General features: G+C 68.7%; 16 protein-coding genes. 9 read left to right on the top strand and 7 right to left on the bottom strand.

Annotation, left to right across the window (positions count from 1 at the left end):
* Window positions 1-18: 18 nt before the first annotated feature.
* A complete protein-coding gene (locus MPARV_RS0110930) occupies window positions 19-1,308 on the top strand; it encodes a UDP-glucose dehydrogenase family protein (protein WP_031278246.1) in 1,290 nt (429 codons plus the stop codon).
* 32 nt (window positions 1,309-1,340) lie between these two features.
* Entirely contained in the window at window positions 1,341-2,279 is a 939-nt protein-coding gene (locus tag MPARV_RS0110925; protein WP_020378264.1) for a GDP-mannose 4,6-dehydratase, read from the top strand.
* A gap of 29 nt (window positions 2,280-2,308) precedes the next feature.
* Here MPARV_RS0110925 and MPARV_RS0110920 read toward each other — a convergent pair whose 3' ends face one another.
* The gene (locus MPARV_RS0110920) at window positions 2,309-3,271 is read right to left on the bottom strand and encodes a GDP-L-fucose synthase family protein (protein WP_012222860.1); all 963 of its coding nucleotides are present in this window, start codon (window positions 3,269-3,271) and stop codon (window positions 2,309-2,311) included.
* A gap of 39 nt (window positions 3,272-3,310) precedes the next feature.
* Here MPARV_RS0110920 and MPARV_RS24750 point away from each other — a divergent pair, with 39 nt between their 5' ends.
* The 5 genes from MPARV_RS24750 to MPARV_RS0110895 all read left to right on the top strand — a co-directional run bounded on the left by MPARV_RS24750 (window position 3,311) and on the right by MPARV_RS0110895 (window position 8,989).
* Window positions 3,311-4,438: a glycosyltransferase family 4 protein gene (locus MPARV_RS24750; RefSeq protein WP_020378262.1), complete on the top strand. Its 1,128-nt coding sequence runs from the start codon at window positions 3,311-3,313 to the stop codon at window positions 4,436-4,438.
* Between the two features lie 41 nt (window positions 4,439-4,479).
* A complete protein-coding gene (locus MPARV_RS24355) occupies window positions 4,480-5,655 on the top strand; it encodes a glycosyltransferase family 4 protein (protein WP_020378261.1) in 1,176 nt (391 codons plus the stop codon).
* A 31-nt stretch (window positions 5,656-5,686) separates the two neighbouring features.
* A complete protein-coding gene (locus MPARV_RS0110905; protein WP_020378260.1) occupies window positions 5,687-6,967 on the top strand; it encodes a glycosyltransferase family 4 protein in 1,281 nt (426 codons plus the stop codon).
* A gap of 88 nt (window positions 6,968-7,055) precedes the next feature.
* Window positions 7,056-7,958 carry a hypothetical protein gene (locus MPARV_RS0110900; RefSeq protein ID WP_012222869.1) on the top strand — a complete coding sequence of 301 codons (903 nt, stop codon included), beginning with the start codon at window positions 7,056-7,058 and terminating at the stop codon, window positions 7,956-7,958.
* Window positions 7,959-7,972: 14 nt separating this feature from the next.
* Window positions 7,973-8,989 (top strand): nucleotidyltransferase family protein, encoded by a 1,017-nt coding sequence (locus tag MPARV_RS0110895; protein WP_012222871.1) that lies wholly within the window; start codon window positions 7,973-7,975, stop codon window positions 8,987-8,989.
* Between the two features lie 13 nt (window positions 8,990-9,002).
* Here the strand turns inward: MPARV_RS0110895 and MPARV_RS0110890 are convergent, their stop codons facing one another.
* The gene (locus MPARV_RS0110890) at window positions 9,003-9,998 is read right to left on the bottom strand and encodes an SDR family NAD(P)-dependent oxidoreductase (RefSeq protein WP_172636574.1); all 996 of its coding nucleotides are present in this window, start codon (window positions 9,996-9,998) and stop codon (window positions 9,003-9,005) included.
* 34 nt (window positions 9,999-10,032) lie between these two features.
* Here MPARV_RS0110890 and MPARV_RS0110885 point away from each other — a divergent pair, with 34 nt between their 5' ends.
* Window positions 10,033-11,478: a carotenoid oxygenase family protein gene (locus MPARV_RS0110885; protein ID WP_020378258.1), complete on the top strand. Its 1,446-nt coding sequence runs from the start codon at window positions 10,033-10,035 to the stop codon at window positions 11,476-11,478.
* A gap of 8 nt (window positions 11,479-11,486) precedes the next feature.
* Here MPARV_RS0110885 and cofE read toward each other — a convergent pair whose 3' ends face one another.
* Genes cofE through gmd form a run of 3 tightly spaced genes read right to left on the bottom strand, consistent with a single transcriptional unit; the run spans window position 11,487 to window position 14,150 of the window.
* Window positions 11,487-12,212 carry a coenzyme F420-0:L-glutamate ligase gene (gene cofE, locus MPARV_RS0110880; protein ID WP_012222877.1) on the bottom strand — a complete coding sequence of 242 codons (726 nt, stop codon included), beginning with the start codon at window positions 12,210-12,212 and terminating at the stop codon, window positions 11,487-11,489.
* A complete protein-coding gene (gene cofD, locus MPARV_RS0110875) occupies window positions 12,209-13,144 on the bottom strand; it encodes a 2-phospho-L-lactate transferase (RefSeq protein ID WP_081582239.1) in 936 nt (311 codons plus the stop codon). The genes cofE and cofD overlap by 4 nt, the downstream gene beginning before the upstream one ends.
* Before the next feature lie 25 nt (window positions 13,145-13,169).
* Complete coding sequence (gene gmd, locus MPARV_RS0110870) at window positions 13,170-14,150, bottom strand: GDP-mannose 4,6-dehydratase (protein WP_012222881.1); 981 nt, start codon at window positions 14,148-14,150, stop codon at window positions 13,170-13,172.
* Between the two features lie 96 nt (window positions 14,151-14,246).
* Here gmd and MPARV_RS0110865 point away from each other — a divergent pair, with 96 nt between their 5' ends.
* A complete protein-coding gene (locus MPARV_RS0110865; protein ID WP_100221312.1) occupies window positions 14,247-14,726 on the top strand; it encodes a helix-turn-helix domain-containing protein in 480 nt (159 codons plus the stop codon).
* Window positions 14,727-14,801: 75 nt separating this feature from the next.
* Here MPARV_RS0110865 and MPARV_RS23635 read toward each other — a convergent pair whose 3' ends face one another.
* Both MPARV_RS23635 and MPARV_RS24745 read right to left on the bottom strand, forming a co-directional pair.
* The gene (locus MPARV_RS23635; protein WP_157789561.1) at window positions 14,802-15,827 is read right to left on the bottom strand and encodes a GDP-mannose 4,6-dehydratase; all 1,026 of its coding nucleotides are present in this window, start codon (window positions 15,825-15,827) and stop codon (window positions 14,802-14,804) included.
* Window positions 15,820-17,493, bottom strand: coding sequence for a phospholipid carrier-dependent glycosyltransferase (locus MPARV_RS24745; protein WP_020378257.1), 1,674 nt, complete (start codon window positions 17,491-17,493; stop codon window positions 15,820-15,822). The genes MPARV_RS23635 and MPARV_RS24745 overlap by 8 nt, the downstream gene beginning before the upstream one ends.
* Window positions 17,494-17,495: the final 2 nt, after the last annotated feature.

The raw sequence follows: 17,495 nt of genomic DNA, 5'->3' as shown, positions 1-17,495 counted from the left end.
ACCTGCCACAATGATCCCGTGTCGGCACGGGTAGCGGTTGTAGGTACGGGATACGTTGGCTTGACCACCGCTGCGGCGCTGGCGCACTTGGGTCACGACGTGGTGGGCATCGACATCGATGCGGCCAAGGTCGAACGACTGAGGCGTGGCGAACTGCCCATTCTTGAAGCTGGTCTGGACGAACTGGTTGCTGAAGGGGTGGCTGCGGGACGGCTGCGTTTCACCACCGACGGAATCGGCACGGTTGGCGACCGGCGGTTCGTGTTCCTGTGCGTCCCGACCCCGCAAGGCGCCGATGGGGCCGCCGACCTCTCCTACATCCAGGAGGCGGCCCGCACCCTGGGCCCGCACCTGGCGAGCGACACGGTGGTGGTGAACAAGTCCACCGTCCCGGTGGGCTCGGCCCGTGTGGTGGCCGCCGAACTGCGACGCGACGACGTGTCGGTGGTGTCCAACCCCGAGTTCCTGCGGGAGGGCTCGGCGGTGGCCGACTTCCTGAAGCCCGATCGGGTGGTGATCGGCTCGGACGATCGGGCCGCCGCACTGGACACCGCCGAGCTGTACTCATCGCTGAACGCCCCGATCATGATCACCGACCCCGCATCGGCCGAGACGATCAAGTACGCCTCCAACGCATTTCTGGCCACCAAGCTGAGCTTCATCAACGCTGTGGCGGCGGTGTGCGAGGCGGTCGGGGCCGACGTGGCCGATGTGGTCACCGGCATGGGCTACGACACCCGCATCGGCCGTGAGTTTCTGCGTCCCGGGCCGGGCTGGGGCGGGTCGTGCTTCCCGAAGGACACCCTGGCCATGGTGCGCATCGCCGCCGACGCCGGCTACGACTTTGGGCTGCTCAAGGGCGTCGTCGAGGTGAACGACCAACAGTTCGACCGGGTAGTCGACAAAATTCGTCGGGGTGTCGCCGGGCCGCTGGAGGGCGCCACCGTGGCGCTGTGGGGGCTGACCTTCAAGGCCCGCACCGACGACCTGCGCGACTCGCCGGCGCTGGAGGTGGCGGAGCGACTGAGCAAGGCTGGGGCCAAGGTGGTGGCCTACGACCCCACCGTCGAACCGGGCAGATCCGACCCGTCGCTGGAATCGGTGCAGGTGACGGCCACGGCGCTGGAGGCCGTTACGGGCGCCGACGTGCTGGCGGTGATGACCGAGTGGGATCAGTTCCGGTGGGTGGACCTTGGTGAGGTGGCCGAGGCGATGTCCGGCGCCACGGTGATCGACGGTCGCAACCTGCTGAACCCCACGGACGTGCGGGCGGCGGGGCTGCGCTACGACGGCATCGGCCGGAGCTGAGCGTGGCTGATCCGACGACGAGACAGCCCTGCGTGATCGTCACGGGCGGTGCCGGCTTTGTCGGCTCGCACCTGGTGGATCGACTGGTGGAGCGGGGCGACTCGGTGGTGGTGGTGGACAACGTGGTCACCGGGAGCTGGGACAACCTGGCCCATCTCGGCGACCGCATCGGTCGCGTGGAAGCCGATGTTTCGACCGGGCTGGGGCTGGGCGGGTTGCCCGACGGCCCGCCCGCCCACATCGACGCAGTGCTCCACCTTGCGTCGCCGGCCTCGCCGCCCGCCTACCTGCAGCGGCCCTTGGAGACGCTGGCGGTGGGATCGGAGGGCACCCGACAAGCACTCGAGGTGGCCCGGGTGCACCATGCCCGCTTCCTCCTGGCGTCCACCAGCGAGATCTACGGCGACCCCGAGGTCCACCCGCAGCCGGAGAGCTACCTGGGCAACGTCAACTCGATCGGTCCGCGCAGCTGCTACGACGAGGCCAAGCGCTTTGCTGAGGCGCTCACCATGGCCTACGCCCGGGCGGAGGGCTTATCGGTGCGAATCGCCCGCCTCTTCAACACCTACGGGCCGCGGCTCCGGGCCGAGGATGGCCGGGTGGTGTCCAATCTGCTCACCCAGGCGATGGAGGGGCGTCCCATGTCGGTGTACGGCGACGGTACTCAAACCCGATCGTTTGGCTACGTCGACGACACCGTCGACGGCCTGATCCGGCTGCTGGACAGCGACGTGGAGATGCCGGTCAACCTGGGCACACCCACCGAATTCTCGGTGCTCGAGCTGGTGGAGGCCGTGAGACGGGTGACCGGTACCTCGGCAGAGGTGGTGCACCTCGAGCTTCCGGCGGACGACCCCACCCAACGGCAGCCCGACATCACCCGGGCGCGGGAGTTGCTTGGCTGGGAACCCAAGGTGGGCTTGATGGACGGGCTGGCACGCTACGCCGATTGGCTGGCCGGTCAGGCCTGACCCGGCTGGTGCGGGTCGACAACCCAGGTTCAGTTGGCGCGGGCCTCGGCCTCGACCCGGTTGGCGAGGAACCAGGCGATGGTGCGGGTGAGACCGTCCCGGAAGCCGGTGGATGCGGTCCAGGCGAAGAGTTCCTTGGCCCGGGAGGCGTCGACGCCTCGTCGGGGCTGGCCGTCGGGCTTGGAGGTGTCCCAGCGGATCTCGCCGGTGTAGCCGACCAGTTCGGCCACCAGCGGCACCAGTTCGGAGATCGGCAGTTCGTGGTTGCTGCCCAGGTTGACGGGCTCGGTGCCGTCGTAGCGTTCGGCTGCGGCCACAATGCCGGCGGCGGCGTCGTCGACGTAGAGGAACTCGCGACTGGCCGAGCCGGTGCCCCACACCTCGATGAACGGCGCGTCGGTCTCCTTGGCCTCGACCATGCGGCGGATCAAGGCCGGGATCACGTGGCTGACCTGGGGGTTGAACTTGTCGCCGGGCCCATACAAATTGGTGGGCAACAGGTAGACGGCCCGCTGCCCGTACTGCTCGGCGTTGGCCTGAATCTGGGTGAGCATGGCCAGCTTGGCGACGCCGTACGGGGCGTTGGTCTCCTCGGGATAGCCCGTCCACAGCGACGTCTCTTGAAACGGCACCGGGGTGATCTTGGGGTACGAGCAGATCGTGCCCACGGCCACGGTCTTGGCCACTTCGTGGCGGCGGGCCGCATCGATGACGTGGGTGCCGATCAGCAGGTTGTCGATGTAGAGGTCACCGGGCCGTTCCCGGTTGGCGCCGATGCCCCCAACCCTCGCTGCCAGGTGGATCACCAGGTCGGGCGCGGTTCGGGTGAACAGGGCGTCGGTGGCGACGGGGTCGCGCAGATCGCATTCGGCCGAGGTGGGGGTGAGGACCTCGGCAGGATTCAGTGGCGCCAGCGCCCGCTGCACCGCCGAGCCGAGAAAGCCGGTGCCTCCGGTGATCAGCACTCGGCGGCTACTCCAGAAATCGGACATGGCTGCATCGTACCGGCGGCGCCGTGCAACGCTGGAGCGGTGCAGCGACCCACCGTGGCGGTCCCCCTCCAATTCTGTTGGCAGTCCACCCCGGGTGGGACCGGGCGCGCCGCCATCGAGCTGACCGGCTCGCTGGCCCGCCTTGGCCTGGCGGAGGTGGTTGGCGTGGTGCCTGGCACCGGTGCGCCGACCCAGGGGTTCGAGCCGGCCGTGGCCACGGCGCGGGTGCCCCGTTCCCCATGGCCACCCATGAGCGCGCCGTTGTTGAACTCGGCCTGGCAGCGGCTGGGGTGGCCCCCGATCGAGGCGGCCGTCGCAGGGGCGGGCTACGGCCCGGTCGACCTGGTGCATCTGATGGCGCCGATCGTTCCTCGACGCGGCCGAGTACCGCTGGTGGCCACCCTCCACGATGTGTTTCCGCTTCGATTTCCCGGGTCGTTCAGCAAACGGGGCGTGTCGGTGATGAGCCGCGGGCTGTCGCTGTTGGCACGGCGGGCGGCACTGGTGGCCTGCTCCAGTGAGGCCACGGCTGCCGATGCGGTTGATGCCGGATTTGATGGGGACCGGCTACGCGTGATCCCGCTGGGTGTCGCCGCAGCGCCGTTGCCCGACGATGCCGTGGCGACCGTGCGAAGGCGTTACTCGTTGCAACGCCCCTACATCATCAGCGTGGGCACTCTGGAGCCGCGCAAAAATCTTGCGTCGCTGCTGCCGCTTGGGGCCGAGTTGGACCGGCGCGGGGTGGACCTGGTGCTGGTGGGTCCGTCCGGCTGGGCCGACGTGGCGTCATCGGTGGCCCGGGCCTCATCGGTGCGATGGCTGGGGTTTGTGCCAACCGCCGACCGGGACGCGCTGTTGGCCGGGGCCGAGGTGGCCGCCCAACCGAGCCTGGCCGAGGGGTTCGGGCTGCCCGTGTTGGAGGCGATGGCCAGGGGGACCGCGGTGGTGACCTCGGCCACCACGTCGACCGCCGAGGTTGCGGGCGACACGGGCGTGCTGGTCGACCCGGCCAACCCCGGCGAGGTGCAGGCTGCGGTGCTGGACCTGCTGGACGACCCCGATCGGGCGGCTTTGCTGGGCGAGGCGGGCAGACGCCGGTCGACCGAGTTCACCTGGGAACGCTGTGCTCGTGCTCACGCCGCCATGTATGCCGAGCTGCTGGGATGAGGGCTGCTGGGATGAGGGCTGCTGGGATGAGGGCTGCTGGGATGAGCGGAGCAGACGAGAACCTGAGCAGCGGGCCGCGCGTCGGGGTGAACCTGCTGTGGATGTTGCCGGGACAGGTTGGAGGCAGCGAGCAGGCCACCATGCGCCAACTCGGAGCGCTGGGCGAACTGGCTGATGCGGCCCGGTACCACCTGTTCTGCACCTCCGAGGTGACCCGGGCCCACCCTGAGGTGGTGGGCGCTTTCGAGACCACCGAACTGGAGGTGGTCGCGCACTCCCGTTTGCGGCGCATCGTTGCCGAGTCGACCTCGTTGGAGCGGGCCGCCCGTCACGCGGGAATCCACCTGATGCATCACCCCGGGGGCACGGTGCCCGTTCGCACCAGCTACCCGAGCGTGGTCACCATCCACGACATTCAGCCCCTGGACCTGCCCGCCTACACGTCGGCCGTCAAAGGCCGATACCTCGCCTGGAGCCTGCCGCGGGCGGTGCGGGCGGCCCGACGGGTGGCGGTGCCGTCCGAGTTTGTTCGGCGTCGCGTCATCGACCGGCTGGACGCTTCGCCGGACCGGGTGACGGTGATCCCGTGGGGTCCGCCCCGGGCGGCCGAGTTGGGCGGTGGGGTGGACGGTGCCGTGTCCGGTGCCGAGGCCACCATCGGCCTGGATCACCCCCCGGTTGACGGCGAGTACCTGCTCTACCCGGCGGTCACGTGGCCCCACAAGGGGCACCTGGCCCTGCTCGACGTCATGGCGGCGCTGCCCGACGAGGTGCACCTGGTGCTGACTGGTGGAGCGGGGCCCGCCCATCAGGACGTGGTGGCCGCCATCGAAACGCTTGGCCTGGCCGCGCGGGTCCGCCATCTTGGCCGGGTCTCGCAGGCCCGCCTGGCCCAGTTGTACCGCGCGGCGCTGGCGGTGGTGGTGCCATCGGAGTACGAAGGCTTCGGCATGCCGGTCATCGAGGCGGAGGCCGCGGGTGCGCCGGTGATCGCCTCAGACCATCCGGGGTTGGACGAGGCGTGCGGCGGCGCTGCGCTGCGGGTATCGCCGGGCGATGTTGCGGGCTGGGTTGCGGCAGTCCAGAGTGTTCGCACCGACACCCACCGTCGCGACGACCTGATTGCCGCAGGGCTTCGGGTGGCCGCCACCTTCGACTGGACCGACTCGGCACGGGCCCTCGTGGACCTGCACCGTGCCGCATGGGAGACCCCGTGACACACCAATTTCCCACCAGTGGACAGACCTCGTGAAGGTGCTGGTGATCGCGCCTCACTTTGCGCCGGATGTGGCTCCCACCGGCGAGGTGATCACCTCCATCGTGGGTGGTCTTGCCGACCGCGGGCATACGATCCATGTGATCACCGCGTTGCCCTGGTACCGCAACCATCGGGTGGAGCCCGGGTGGGGCGGCCGTTTGGTGCGCACGGAGGCGACCGAGTGGGGGGCCGTCAGCCGACTTCACCCGTTTCCAACCGACAAGTCCAACATCCCGGCCCGTGCGTTGGCCTTCGGGGGCTTCACCGCCCTGGCGACGCTGCGCAGCCTGTTCATCCGCCGGCGTCCCGATGTGGTGCTGGCCATGTCGCCCCCGTTGCCGCTGGGCTTTCCCGGCGTGCTGGTGGCGCGGGCCCGCCGGATTCCGTTCGTCTTCAACATCCAGGACGTGTTTCCGGACGTGGCGGTGGAGGTGGGCGCGATCACCAACCAGCGGGTGATCAGGGCCGCCTCGGCGGCCGAGCGGTTTCTATACCGCCGGGCCGATGCGGTGACCGTGCTGTCCGAGGACCTCAAGCGAAACGTGGCGGCCAAGCTGGGTGAGGTCCCGGCGTTCGACGGATCCACCGAGGCCGTCCCCGGCAGGGTCGCCGGCGGGGACAGCAAAGTGGAGGTGATCCCGAACTTCGTGGACACCGAGCGGGTGAGGCCCGGCAGCACCGACGTGGCCTACCGCAGCGAGTTCGGCCTCGGTGACCGCACGGTGGTGACGTACGCGGGCAACATCGGCTTGTCCCAACCGGTGGAACTGCTCGTCGAGGTGGCCCGACGTATGGCTGATCGAAGTGATGTGGTGTTCGTCATCAACGGTGGCGGCACCACGCTGGAATCGGTCAGGCGCGCCGCAGCCCGGCTGGACAATGTGGTGTTCGTGCCGATGCAACCGAGGGAACGGTTGTCGGAGGTGCTGGCTGCCGCCGACATTCACACGATCCTGTTGAAGCACGGGCTGGCACGGTCGTCGGTGCCGTCCAAGATGTATTCGATCCTCGCCGCCGGTCGTCCGGTGGTGGCCTCGGTGGATGCCGATACCGAGGTCACCCGGGTGCTCGCCGACGCCGAAGCAGGCCTGGCGGCGACCCCGGGCTCGGTGGACGAACTGCACGACGCCATTGCGGCGTTGGTTGACGACCCGGATCGCAGAAGGTCGATGGGAGCGTCGGGACGGAGTTGGGTGGAACGCTGGTTGTCCCCGGCGTCGGTCGCCGAGGCCTACGAGGACCTCTTTGCCCGACTGATCGCCCGGCCCTGACTCCAGCCGACTCCAGCTGAGAGGACGTGGAGGTTGGGGCGGGCGCACTGGTGGCTCGGCCGCCCCGGTGCAGTAGCGTGGACCACTCATGGATTCTCAGCGCTCCCTCCGAAAGATCCAGCGCGTCCAGCGAGCCGGCGTCACCCGCGCCGCCGGCCAACGGCGCCCCGTGGGTTTCGCACTGCTCCTGGTGGCCATCACCGTGGTCGGTGTCACCCTGATCATCTTCGCCCGCGGCTCGTATCGGGCCGCTGCGGTGTCCAGCCCCAAGGTGAACCTGCCGGGCAGCCCGGGCGACCACTTCCACAACGCCTTCGGCATCTACCTGTGTGACAAGTTCATCGAACCGCTGAGCGATGCCGGCCCCGACACCACCGGTATTCACTCCCATGCCGATGGCCTCATCCACATCCACCCCTACCTGCAAAGTTCCTCGGGCGGCAACGCCCAGATGGGCAAGTTCTTCGAAATGGTGGGCCTGGAGGCAACCGGCCAAAAGGTCGTGCTGCCCGCCGGATCCACTGAGAAGAAAAAGACCTGGCAGTCCGGCAAGGACACCTGCAACGTGGGCGATAAGGCCAAGAAGAAGACCGAGAAGGGCCAATGGGTGCTGTTGGAGTACCCACCCCAGGCCGGGCCCGAGACCGTGCCAACCGTGCACAAAGAGGGCTTCGACGGCCTGTCCATTCGCACCGACGGTCAGGCTTGGACCATGGCGTTCCTGCCGGCGAGCCAGGTCGACAGCGTGGCCTCCAAGCGCAAGGGTGACCTGTTGCCGCCCAGCATGGAGGAACTGAAGAACCCGAGCGATCAGCTTGAGCCCGACGGAAGCGGTGCGCCCGGCTCGGGTGATCAGGGTGTGGTTCCGCCGGTCACGGGAGAATCGGTACCGGCGCCCATCAAGCCACCCACCGATGCGGCTCCGACCGATGCTGCTCCAAGCACTGCGGCGCCAACCGAGAAGGCGCCGGCCACCTCGGCCGCCGGCTGATCAGGCCCACGCCCGTGCGCGCCATCGTGTTGGTTGGGGGCTTCGGCACCCGTCTGCGTCCCCTCACGCTGACCCTGCCAAAACAGATGTTGCCGGTGGTGCACACCACCATGCTCGAGCGGGTTGTGGGGCGCCTGGGCAAGTCGGGTGTCACCGAGGTGGTGCTGTCGCTGGGATATCGCCCCGACACGTTCGTCGAGGCCTACCCCTACGGCTCTTGCGCCGGGGTCACCTTGCACTATGCGGTCGAGCCCGAGCCCCTGGACACCGCCGGCGCCCTCCGCTTTGCCGCCGAGGAATCCGGGCTGGACGAGCGGTTCCTGGTGGTCAACGGCGACGTGCTCACCGACCTGGATGTGACAGAACTGTGGAACCACCACGAGCGCTGCGGCGCCGAGGCCACGATTGCGCTCACGCCGGTGGACGACCCGTCACGCTTCGGCGTTGTGCCCACACGGGATGATCACTCGGTGATCGACTTCGTTGAGAAGCCCGAACCTGGCACGGCGCCCTCCAACAACATCAACGCCGGAACCTACGTGATGGAGCCTTCGGTTCTCGACCGCATCGAGCCCGGCCGACGGGTGTCGGTTGAGCGGGAGGTGTTTCCGGCGCTGGCCGCCGACCGGGCCTTGTACGCGCTGGCAAGCGATGCCTACTGGCTGGACGCCGGCACACCCGAGACGCTGCTTCAGGCCAACCTGGACGTGCTGGCCGGAAAGCGGACCTTCAGCGGTGTCGGCGTGCACGCCTCGGCGCGGGTACACCCGGACGCCCAGGTGATCGACTCGGTGATCGGGGCCGAGGTCGTCGTGGCAGCCGGCGCACGGGTGGAGCGATCGGTCGTGCTGGCGGGATCAACGATTGCCGCCGGAGCCACGGTGCTGGACTCGCTGGTGGGAGGGCGTTCCACGATCTCCGAGCGCTCCAGCCTGAGCGAACACAGCGTCGTCGGCTTTGGGCAGTCGGTGCCCGCCGGGACGGAACTGATCGACGGCGTATGCCCGCCGCGGGACTCCTGGCCCGAGTGAGCCCCACTCGAACTCATCCGAGGGCGAAGCCCGCCGTCAGCGGCGGCTCTCCGGACACCGGGGTGGTCACCGGCACGGGTGGTACGGCGAACCCGGCCTGAGCGAGTAGTCGTTCGGAGAGGTCCCACAAGTGCTCTGCGTGGGCGGTGGAGCGGGCCCAGCGGCTGAGCGTGCCTGGACGCTTGCGCACCCAGTAGATGCCGCTCGAACGGCCGCACAGCACCGAGGTGGCAACGAACACCGACGTTTCGGCGCCCTGCTCCGGGGTGATCAGCACGCGCTGTTCGATGGGACGGATCCACCGTTCCAGGCGGGACGAGACATCGCCATCCATGCCGAACTCGCTGGCCACCCCGCCGGGGTGCACCGAGTGTGCCACCACCCGGGCCGGGTCCAGCCTGTCGGCCAGGCTGCGGGTGAACAGCACGTTGGCCAGCTTCGACTCGCCGTACACGCCGAAGGTGTTGAAGCGGCCGTGACGGCGTGCGAGGCGATCGAAACGAATGCCGCCACGGGCGTAGTGGTGGGCGCCGGACGCCAGGTTGACGATGCGGCTGGGTATCGCCCGCCGTTGCAGGGGATCCTCGGGTGCGGGGTCGGACACGCCTCGCAGCTGGGCAAGAAGCAGACGGGTCAGCATGAAGTGGCCCAGATGGTTGACGCCAAAGGTGGTCTCGAAGCCCTGGGCGGTTTCGGTGCGTTGCCCCTGGATGATGCCGGCGTTGTTGATCAGCAGGTCGATCGGCTCACCGCCGAGCGAGTCGACCAGCGCCGTCACCGTGTTGAGGTCGGCCAGGTCCAGCGGCCGCATCTCCACCGCATCACTCCCGGACCGCTCGATGATCTGGGCCAGGGCCCGCTCGCCCTTGGCCGGGTTGCGGACCGCACCGATGATTTGGGCGCCCCGTGAGGCGAGGGCCACCGCCGTCTCCAGCCCGATGCCGGAGTTGCAACCGGTGATCACCGCGACGGCACCGTCGAGGCGTTCGGGTGACGGGGGGCGATTCACGGACGAAACCATGGAGCCAAGGTTACCGTTGGCCATGGCCGCCTCTGCCCCGGAAACCAGTCCGCCCAGCAACCGCTACCTCGAGGGCGCCTACGCGCCGGTCGCCGAGGAGGTGACCCTGACCGACCTCAGGGTCACCGGAACGCTGCCACCCGAACTCGACGGTCGCTACCTGCGCAATGGGCCAAATCCGCTAGGCCCGGTCGACCCGGCGACCTACCACTGGTTTCTCGGCGACGCCATGGTGCACGGGCTGCGCCTACGAGACGGCCGGGCCGAGTGGTACCGCAACAGGTGGGTCCGCTCGACCAAGGTGAGCGAACTGCTGGGGGAGGCAGCGGCGCCGGGGGATCGCCACGGCGGCATGGAGACCGCCAACACCAACGTCATCGGCTTGGGCGGCCGCACGCTGGCCATCGTTGAGGCGGGGGCCCGGCCGGTGGAACTGGGTGACCGGCTGGACACCATTGCTCACACCGACCTGGGGGGCAGCCTGCCCCACGGCTACACCGCCCACCCCAAAGTGGACCCCGGGACCGGCCTGCTGCATGCCATCGGCTACCACTGGGCACGACCCAACGTGTTGGAGTACACGGTGATCGACCCGACCCGGGGGGCGGTGATCCACCGGGTCGACGTTCCGGTGCCGGGCAACCCGATGTGCCATGACTGCTCGATCACCGAGGGGCATCTGGTGATCTATGACCTTCCGGTCACCTTCAACCTCGATGTGGTCGCCGCCGGCACGTCGTCGTTTCCGTACGTGTGGGACGACGCGTACGGAGCGCGGGTGGGGGTGATGCCCCTGGGTGGGCAACCGGAGGAGGTGCGCTGGTTCGATGTGGACCCCTGCTACGTCTTTCACCCGATGAACGCCCGCGAGTCCCGGGTCGCTGACGGTTCCCTCGAGGTGACACTGGACGTCGTGCGTCATCCCTCGATGTTTCGCACCGACCTGCACGGGCCTGACGAGGGCCCGTCATCGTTGTGGCGCTGGCGCCTGCGGCTTGGGCCCGATGGCGAACCGAGCGGGCCGGTTCGGGAGACCCGGTTGGACGATCGGCCCATCGAGTTTCCCCGGGTCGACGAGCGCCTGGTGGGGCGACCCGCCCGGTTCGGTTGGGCCAACGTGCTGTCGTCGGGCGGTGACAACCTGGCGTGGGAGGACTCGGGGCTGGTGCGCTACGACTTTCTGGGCGGTGACCTGTCGGGCCCCAATGAGCGTACGGACGCGGTGACGGCCACCGACGTGCCGATGGGTGCCGGTCGCGCCCCCGGGGAGGCGGTGTTCGTGCCCCGCAGCGACGGCGCCGCCGAGGACGACGGCTGGTACCTGATGCTGGTCGGCGACCGGGCCGAGGGCACCACCACCCTGGATGTGCTCCCGGCCGAGGATCCCACCGCGGGTGCCGTGGCCCAGGTGCATCTGCCCGTGCGGGTGCCGCTGGGCTTTCACGGCAACTGGATTCCGCTTCGGTGAGGCGCGCGTTACCTGAAGAGATCCTCGGCGGGGGAGCGCACGATGTTGGGCACCACGCCGTCGACGTCGAGGTCGCTCACGTCCAGCCATGCAGGTTCCACACCACGCACGATGGCGGCTGCGATTCCGGATGACTTGCCCATCACCAGGTCGGCGGCACCGGCCAATTCGTCCACCAGGCCCACCTCGGTGACCGCCAACTCACGACCGAGCGCGTCGTTGGTGCCCCGCAGGTCGAGGATGGGACGGATTCCCGCCGAGCCCAGCGCCACGTCGGTGACGCCGCGCCTCCAGGGCCGACCGAAGGTGTCCGAGACGATCACTCCACAGGCGATGCCGTAACGGTGCACGAACACGTCGCGGAGGCGGCGCGCCGACCGGTCGGAGTCCTCCGGAAGCAACGCGGCGGTGCCCGGCTCCACGTTGGACACATCGATGCCGGCGTTGGCACACACATACCCGTGGTGGGTCTCGGAGATCACCAGGTCGCCCCGTCGACGCAGGATGCGACGGGACTGGCCGGCGACCAGCCGTCTGTGTGCGTGGGGGTCGGTGGGGTCGATCGCCACCAGGGCGTTCTCGGCCTTGCTGACGACCTTCTGGGTGACGACCACCACGTCGCCGTCGAGCAGGCCAACCGAGGCCAGTGCGCCGTCCGCGACCAAGGCGCCAAGGTCGTCACCTGGGCGCACCTCGGGGATCCCGGGGATCGGCAGCAGTTGCAGCCCGGTCACAGCGCCCGCCCCGCCAGGCAGACCCGTGCCAAGGCCGCAGCATGGTCCGGGGTGTCCATGATCGAGGGCGCCACGATGGGTTCGATGCCCACCTCGCCAACCGCGCCGGCGAGGTGGGCATCGATCGGGTCGATCACCAGCGCTCGGGCGAACGGCGCATACCTGCGAGCCACCCCGACCACCGACGCCTCCTCGCCAAGGTTTTCCATCAGCCGGGCCGCGGGACCCTTCAGGGCCATCCCCCCGACGATCGGCGACACCGCCACCACCGTGTCACGTCTGGAGGTCAGCCCCTGGGTGATTCCGGGCACGGCCAGCACCGGGCCGACCGAGACAACCGGGTTGGACGGGGCGATGATGACGGCGGCGGCGTCACGGAGGGCGATGGTCGCTTCGGGGGTGGGCCGGGCCCCGACGGCTCCAGAGAATCGAACCGACGCCACGTCCACCTCGTGTCGCTCCCGAACGAAGTACTCCTGAAAGGTGAGCGTCGCCCCATCGGGCGTGGTGACCTTGGTGCGGATCGGGTCGTCGGTCACCGGTAACAGCCGCAGGCCCAGACCGAACGTACGGGTGATCTCGGCGGTCACCTCGGTGAGGCGCGCTCCCTCGGCCAGGCGATGGGCCCGCCAGAGGTGGGTGCCCAGGTCGAGATCGCCCAGTGCGAACCAGCCGACGTCGGCCCGTTCGTTTGCGCGGGCGTGGCGGCGCAACGACCCGAGCGCCGCCCAGGTCTCACCGGCCAGACCCCAGCCGGTGTCCGGGTTGACCGCACCGGCGAGGGTGTAGGTGATCGTGTCCAGGTCGGGGCACACGGTGAGACCGTGGAACTCGGTGTCGTCGCCCACGTTGACGACGGCGGCCACGTCGGACGGGTCGACCACCTGCAGCAGCCCCGCCAGGAGGCGCGCTGCGCCGACGCCGCCCGAAATGACGGCGACCGCCGGGGGAGGGGGCTCAGGCGAGATGATCGAGCTTCCCCGACAGCAGGGCCATGTCGGCGTCCACCATCATGTGAACCAGCTGCTCGAAGTCGGTCTTGGGGGTCCAGTCGAGCACCTTGCGTGCCTTGGCCGGGTCCCCGACCAGCAGGTCCACCTCGGCCGGGCGGAAGAACCGCTCGTCGATGGTCACGTGGTCCTCCCAGTTGAGGCCGACCCGTTCGAAGGCCACCTGGCAGAACTCTCGAACCGAGTGGGTGTCGCCGGTGGAAACGACGTAGTCGTCCGGTTCGTCCTGTTGCAGCATCAGGTACATCGCCTCGACGTAGTCGCCGGCAAAGCCCCAGTCCCTCTTTGCGTCCAGGTTGCCAAGCGCCAGTCCGGTGCCCATGCCCAGCTTGATGCGGGCCACGCCGTGGGTGATCTTGCGGGTGACGAACTCCAGCCCGCGACGCGGCGACTCGTGGTTGAACAGGATGCCGGAGCAGGCGAACAGGTCGTAGCTCTCGCGATAGTTGAGGGTGATCCAGTGGCCGTAGACCTTGGCGACGCCGTAGGGGGAACGGGGATGAAACGGCGTCGTCTCCAGCTGCGGCACCTCGTGCACCTTGCCGAACATCTCCGAGCTCGATGCCTGATAGAAGCGGATGTCGGGGTCGACGAGCCGGATGGCGTCCAACAAACGGGTGACGCCCAGCCCGGTGACCTCGCCGGTGAGCACCGGTTGGGAGAACGAGGTCTGCACGAAGCTCTGCGCCGCCAGGTTGTACACCTCGTGGGGCCGATAGGTGCGCAGCAACTCGATCAGGCTCGCCTGATCGAGCAGGTCGCCGTTGACCGTGGCGATCCGGTCCTGGAGGTGGGCGATCCGTTCGAAGGTCACGGTCGAGCTTCGGCGCACCATGCCGATGACCTCGTAGCCCTCGTTGAGGAGCAGTTCGGCCAGGTAGGAGCCGTCCTGGCCGGTGATACCGGTGATCAATGCGCGCTTCGTCATGGGTGTAGTTGTAGTCGACCTGGCGGGGTGTGTCTGTCTACTGGGTTAACACCGGTGCGCTGGGCCATGATCTTCAGCGGGTGTATCTTTGGCGGCATGTTGGAGCCCCCGGACGCATCGCCGGCCTCGTTGGGGCAGAGGATCGCCGGCGGTCGTGCCGTTCTCGGCTGGACGCAGGCGGAGCTTGCCGAACGGGTGGCGATCTCCCGAGTGGCGTTGGCCAACCTGGAATCTGGCCGCTCGGTGCCGTCGGAGCGCACGGTGGTGCTGTTGGCCGGGATGTTTGATGTGGAGCCCCATGATCTGGTGCGGGGCACCATCTACCCGCCGCAGAAGAGCGACCGGCTGCCCCTCGTTGCTGCTCGGCACACCGAGATCGATCTCGAGATGTCGCTGCTTGAGCGGGATCTCATGTGGCTGGCTCGCTTGGAGTCGCCCGACCTGACCCGCCGGGTGGTCGCCGAGTGGCGGTCACGGCTGGACGAGTTGGGGGATCGGGTGCTGGACCCGCGGTGCCGCGGGCAACTGGATGAGGCGCGCCAACGCGTTGCACGATTGGGCCGGATCGCTCCCTGACGGCTCCCACCCCGACCGCTCTGTACCCGGGAGCAGCGTGCGCGCTCCGGCGGGGTTCCGAGTTGCCCGGTTGGTTCAGGGTGTGGCGACGCGGGCGCGGGCGGTGGCCATGAGATCGGCGAGCGTGGTCGCCAACGGAATCTCGGGGGTCCAGCCGGTGGCGGCACGAATCTTTGAGGCGTCACCCAGCAACACGGGAATGTCCACCGGACGCTGGAGGTCCGGATCGGACGTGAGACGAACGTCGACGGTGGCCAGTTCGATAAAAGCATCAACCAGCTGTTGCACGGCCACCGCAGCACCCGAGCAGATGTTGTAGGCCTCACCGGGCTGCCCGTCGAGCACCAACAACCGGTAGGCGCGCACCACGTCGCGCACGTCGGTGAAGTCGCGCTTCGGGGTGAGGTTGCCCACCGCGATGTTGCCGCCGCCACCCACCTCGGCCTGCGCCACCCGCTGCGCCAGGGCCGGCGCAACGAAACGCGGTGACTGCCCGGGGCCCAGGTGGTTGAACGGGCGGGTGCGGATGACCTCCAAACCGAAGCCCAGGCCGGCCTGGACGGCCAGAAAGTCGGCGGCCACCTTGGATGCGGCGTACGGGCTGACCGGGCGAAGCGGGCACGTCTCGGTGATGGGCAGATCGCTTGCGTCCACCCGGCCGTAGACATCGGCCGAGCCGACGACCAGCACGCGTTCCACCCCGGCATCCCGGCAGGCCATCAGCACGTTGAGGGTGCCCTCGGCGTTGGCCCGGAACGTGGCGGCCGGATGGTCCCAACTCCCTCCCACGTCGGCGTCGCCCGCCAGGTGGTACACGGCGTTGGGGCGAACCTCGGCCAGCGCTTTGGCCACCGATGGACCGTCGGTGATGTCGAGGCCCTCCAGCGTGCGGTCCCAGCCGATGACCTCGTCGCCTGAGGATTCGAGGTGGGCGGTGAGGTGACCGCCGACGAATCCGCCGGCCCCGGTGACGAGCGCCCTCACCGGGATTGCGGCGCCGGGCCGGACACGGACGGGGTGGGCACAAAGCGGGGCACGGCGACAGCATAGGAGGGTGAGCGCGATTGCGGTCAGCCGGCGGTGGTCCGGGTGATCAATCAACCCGGCGAAGGTCGTAGACCTCCGCCAGCACGATTCCGCGCTCCTCGACCACCCCGACCGGCGTGTTGTTGGCCCTGAACTCCGCCACCTTCCCGTACAGGTCCAGTTGCCGGTCGTTGATGTAGATGATCCGGTAGTCGGCCGGGTTTCCGGTTTGGGTCGCTCGACCGCAGGTGATCGCCTGGTCGAAGTACGGAAAGGCCATCGCCACCATGATGTCGTCGCAGGCGCCGGCTTCGCGCTCGGCGATGATGTCGCCGGCGTCCCTGATGCCTTCGCCCCAGCCGACGACCAACAGCGCCTCGGCCCGATCCGACCCGCCGAGCAACGGGTTGAAGTAGATCCCACCCCAAGGGCTGACGTGAATCGAATACCCGGTTGCGGCGATGAGAGCGGCCACCGCCGCGATCGAAAGCGCCTGTGGGTACCTGCGAGCCGATGCCGTCCCGATGGCCCCGATGCGGCCGGTTCGGAGCAGGTCCACCAGCCTCGCAGCGCCGATTCCGACCGCGATGGCCAGGAGCGGCACGATCTCGATGATGTAGCGGTCGATCTTCTTCGGGGTCACGGTCAAAACGACGACGACCGTGGCGATGAAGAGGACGAGGGTCAGAAACTGTTGGCGCCGACGGCGGTCTGAGCATCCGAGCGGGACCAGGATCAAGGTTGCGAGCATGAACCAGGGCGTCATCCGAAACGGTGCGGTGACGAAGTAGAAGCGCCCGGATGGAGCAAAGGTGATCTCGTCCCGGAACAGGCTGAACTGTCCGGCATCGGCCAGTTTCGCGGAACTGCGCAGCACCCCCAGCTGATCTCCGGGTGCAACGACGATCGCCGGCCAGAGCACCGCGATGGTCGCCACACCCGCCAGGCAGACGAGCGCGACGGGTATGAAGGCGGACGCAAGACCACTGCGCCATCCGCTCTCCGTTCGCCTGGAGGCGACAACCCGTCGCCACGCGACCCAGCAGGTCAAGAGCACGGCTCCGGGAGCGAACGCGAGTGCGGAGAGCTTGGTCAGGACCGTCAGCCCCGCCAGGACGCCGGCGAGGACGGCGGTCATCGTGGGTCTCGCGAGAGGAGGGCCGCCTCGCCCGAGCAGGCGTGCGAGCAGCACCACGGTGCAGGCGCCGAAGAGCCCGAGCAGCTCATCGGTATGGAGGACGGCGCCGTGTGCCACGAGGAAGGGTTCGGTCGCCAGGAAGAACCCGGCGGTCATGGCGGGCAGGGCTCCGAGCCATTGCCAGGTGAGCAGCACGAGCAGCCCGATCAGCAGGCTCGTGGCGATGGCAACAGCGATCTGTGCGCTCTGGAGTCCTGTCCACGCTCGTGCGAACGGCTCATCGGACACGGCGCCGAGCTTTTGGGCTGCTCCGTAGAAGAACCGGGCGACCGACCCGACGATCATGGTGGGTACCCCCGGCAAGGTGGCCACCTGGTCGCCCCGCGCCGCAGTCATGCCGGCCAGGTCGAGCGTGGTGAGCGCGTCCGAGTAGCGGACCGTACGACGCATCCAGACCAGCTCGTCGTAGGTGAGGTGGTGGCCCGCGGTCAGCAACCGTGGGATGAACGCGCTGACGGCGAGGAAAACGGCCGCAACCTTGGGGTTCAGCACCCGGCGTGTGGATTCGGGGTCGGTCACAGGCTCGCTTGCGACGTCCTGCACGA

The sequence above is a fragment of the Candidatus Microthrix parvicella Bio17-1 genome, assembly GCF_000299415.1.
GTDB lineage: Bacteria > Actinomycetota > Acidimicrobiia > Acidimicrobiales > Microtrichaceae > Microthrix > Microthrix parvicella.
This window is presented reverse-complemented; position numbering and strand designations above follow the sequence as displayed.

Bases quoted from the DNA above. Each gene is read 5' to 3' on its own strand.
- MPARV_RS0110920 (WP_012222860.1), bottom strand. From the start codon at position 3,271: ATGTCCGATTTCTGGAGTAGCCGCCGAGTGCTGATCACCGGAGGCACC.
- MPARV_RS0110885 (WP_020378258.1), top strand. From the start codon at position 10,033: ATGGCCGCCTCTGCCCCGGAAACCAGTCCGCCCAGCAACCGCTACCTC.
- gmd (WP_012222881.1), bottom strand. From the start codon at position 14,150: ATGACGAAGCGCGCATTGATCACCGGTATCACCGGCCAGGACGGCTCC.
- MPARV_RS0110865 (WP_100221312.1), top strand. From the start codon at position 14,247: ATGTTGGAGCCCCCGGACGCATCGCCGGCCTCGTTGGGGCAGAGGATC.
- MPARV_RS0110900 (WP_012222869.1), top strand. From the start codon at position 7,056: ATGGATTCTCAGCGCTCCCTCCGAAAGATCCAGCGCGTCCAGCGAGCC.
- MPARV_RS24355 (WP_020378261.1), top strand. From the start codon at position 4,480: ATGAGCGGAGCAGACGAGAACCTGAGCAGCGGGCCGCGCGTCGGGGTG.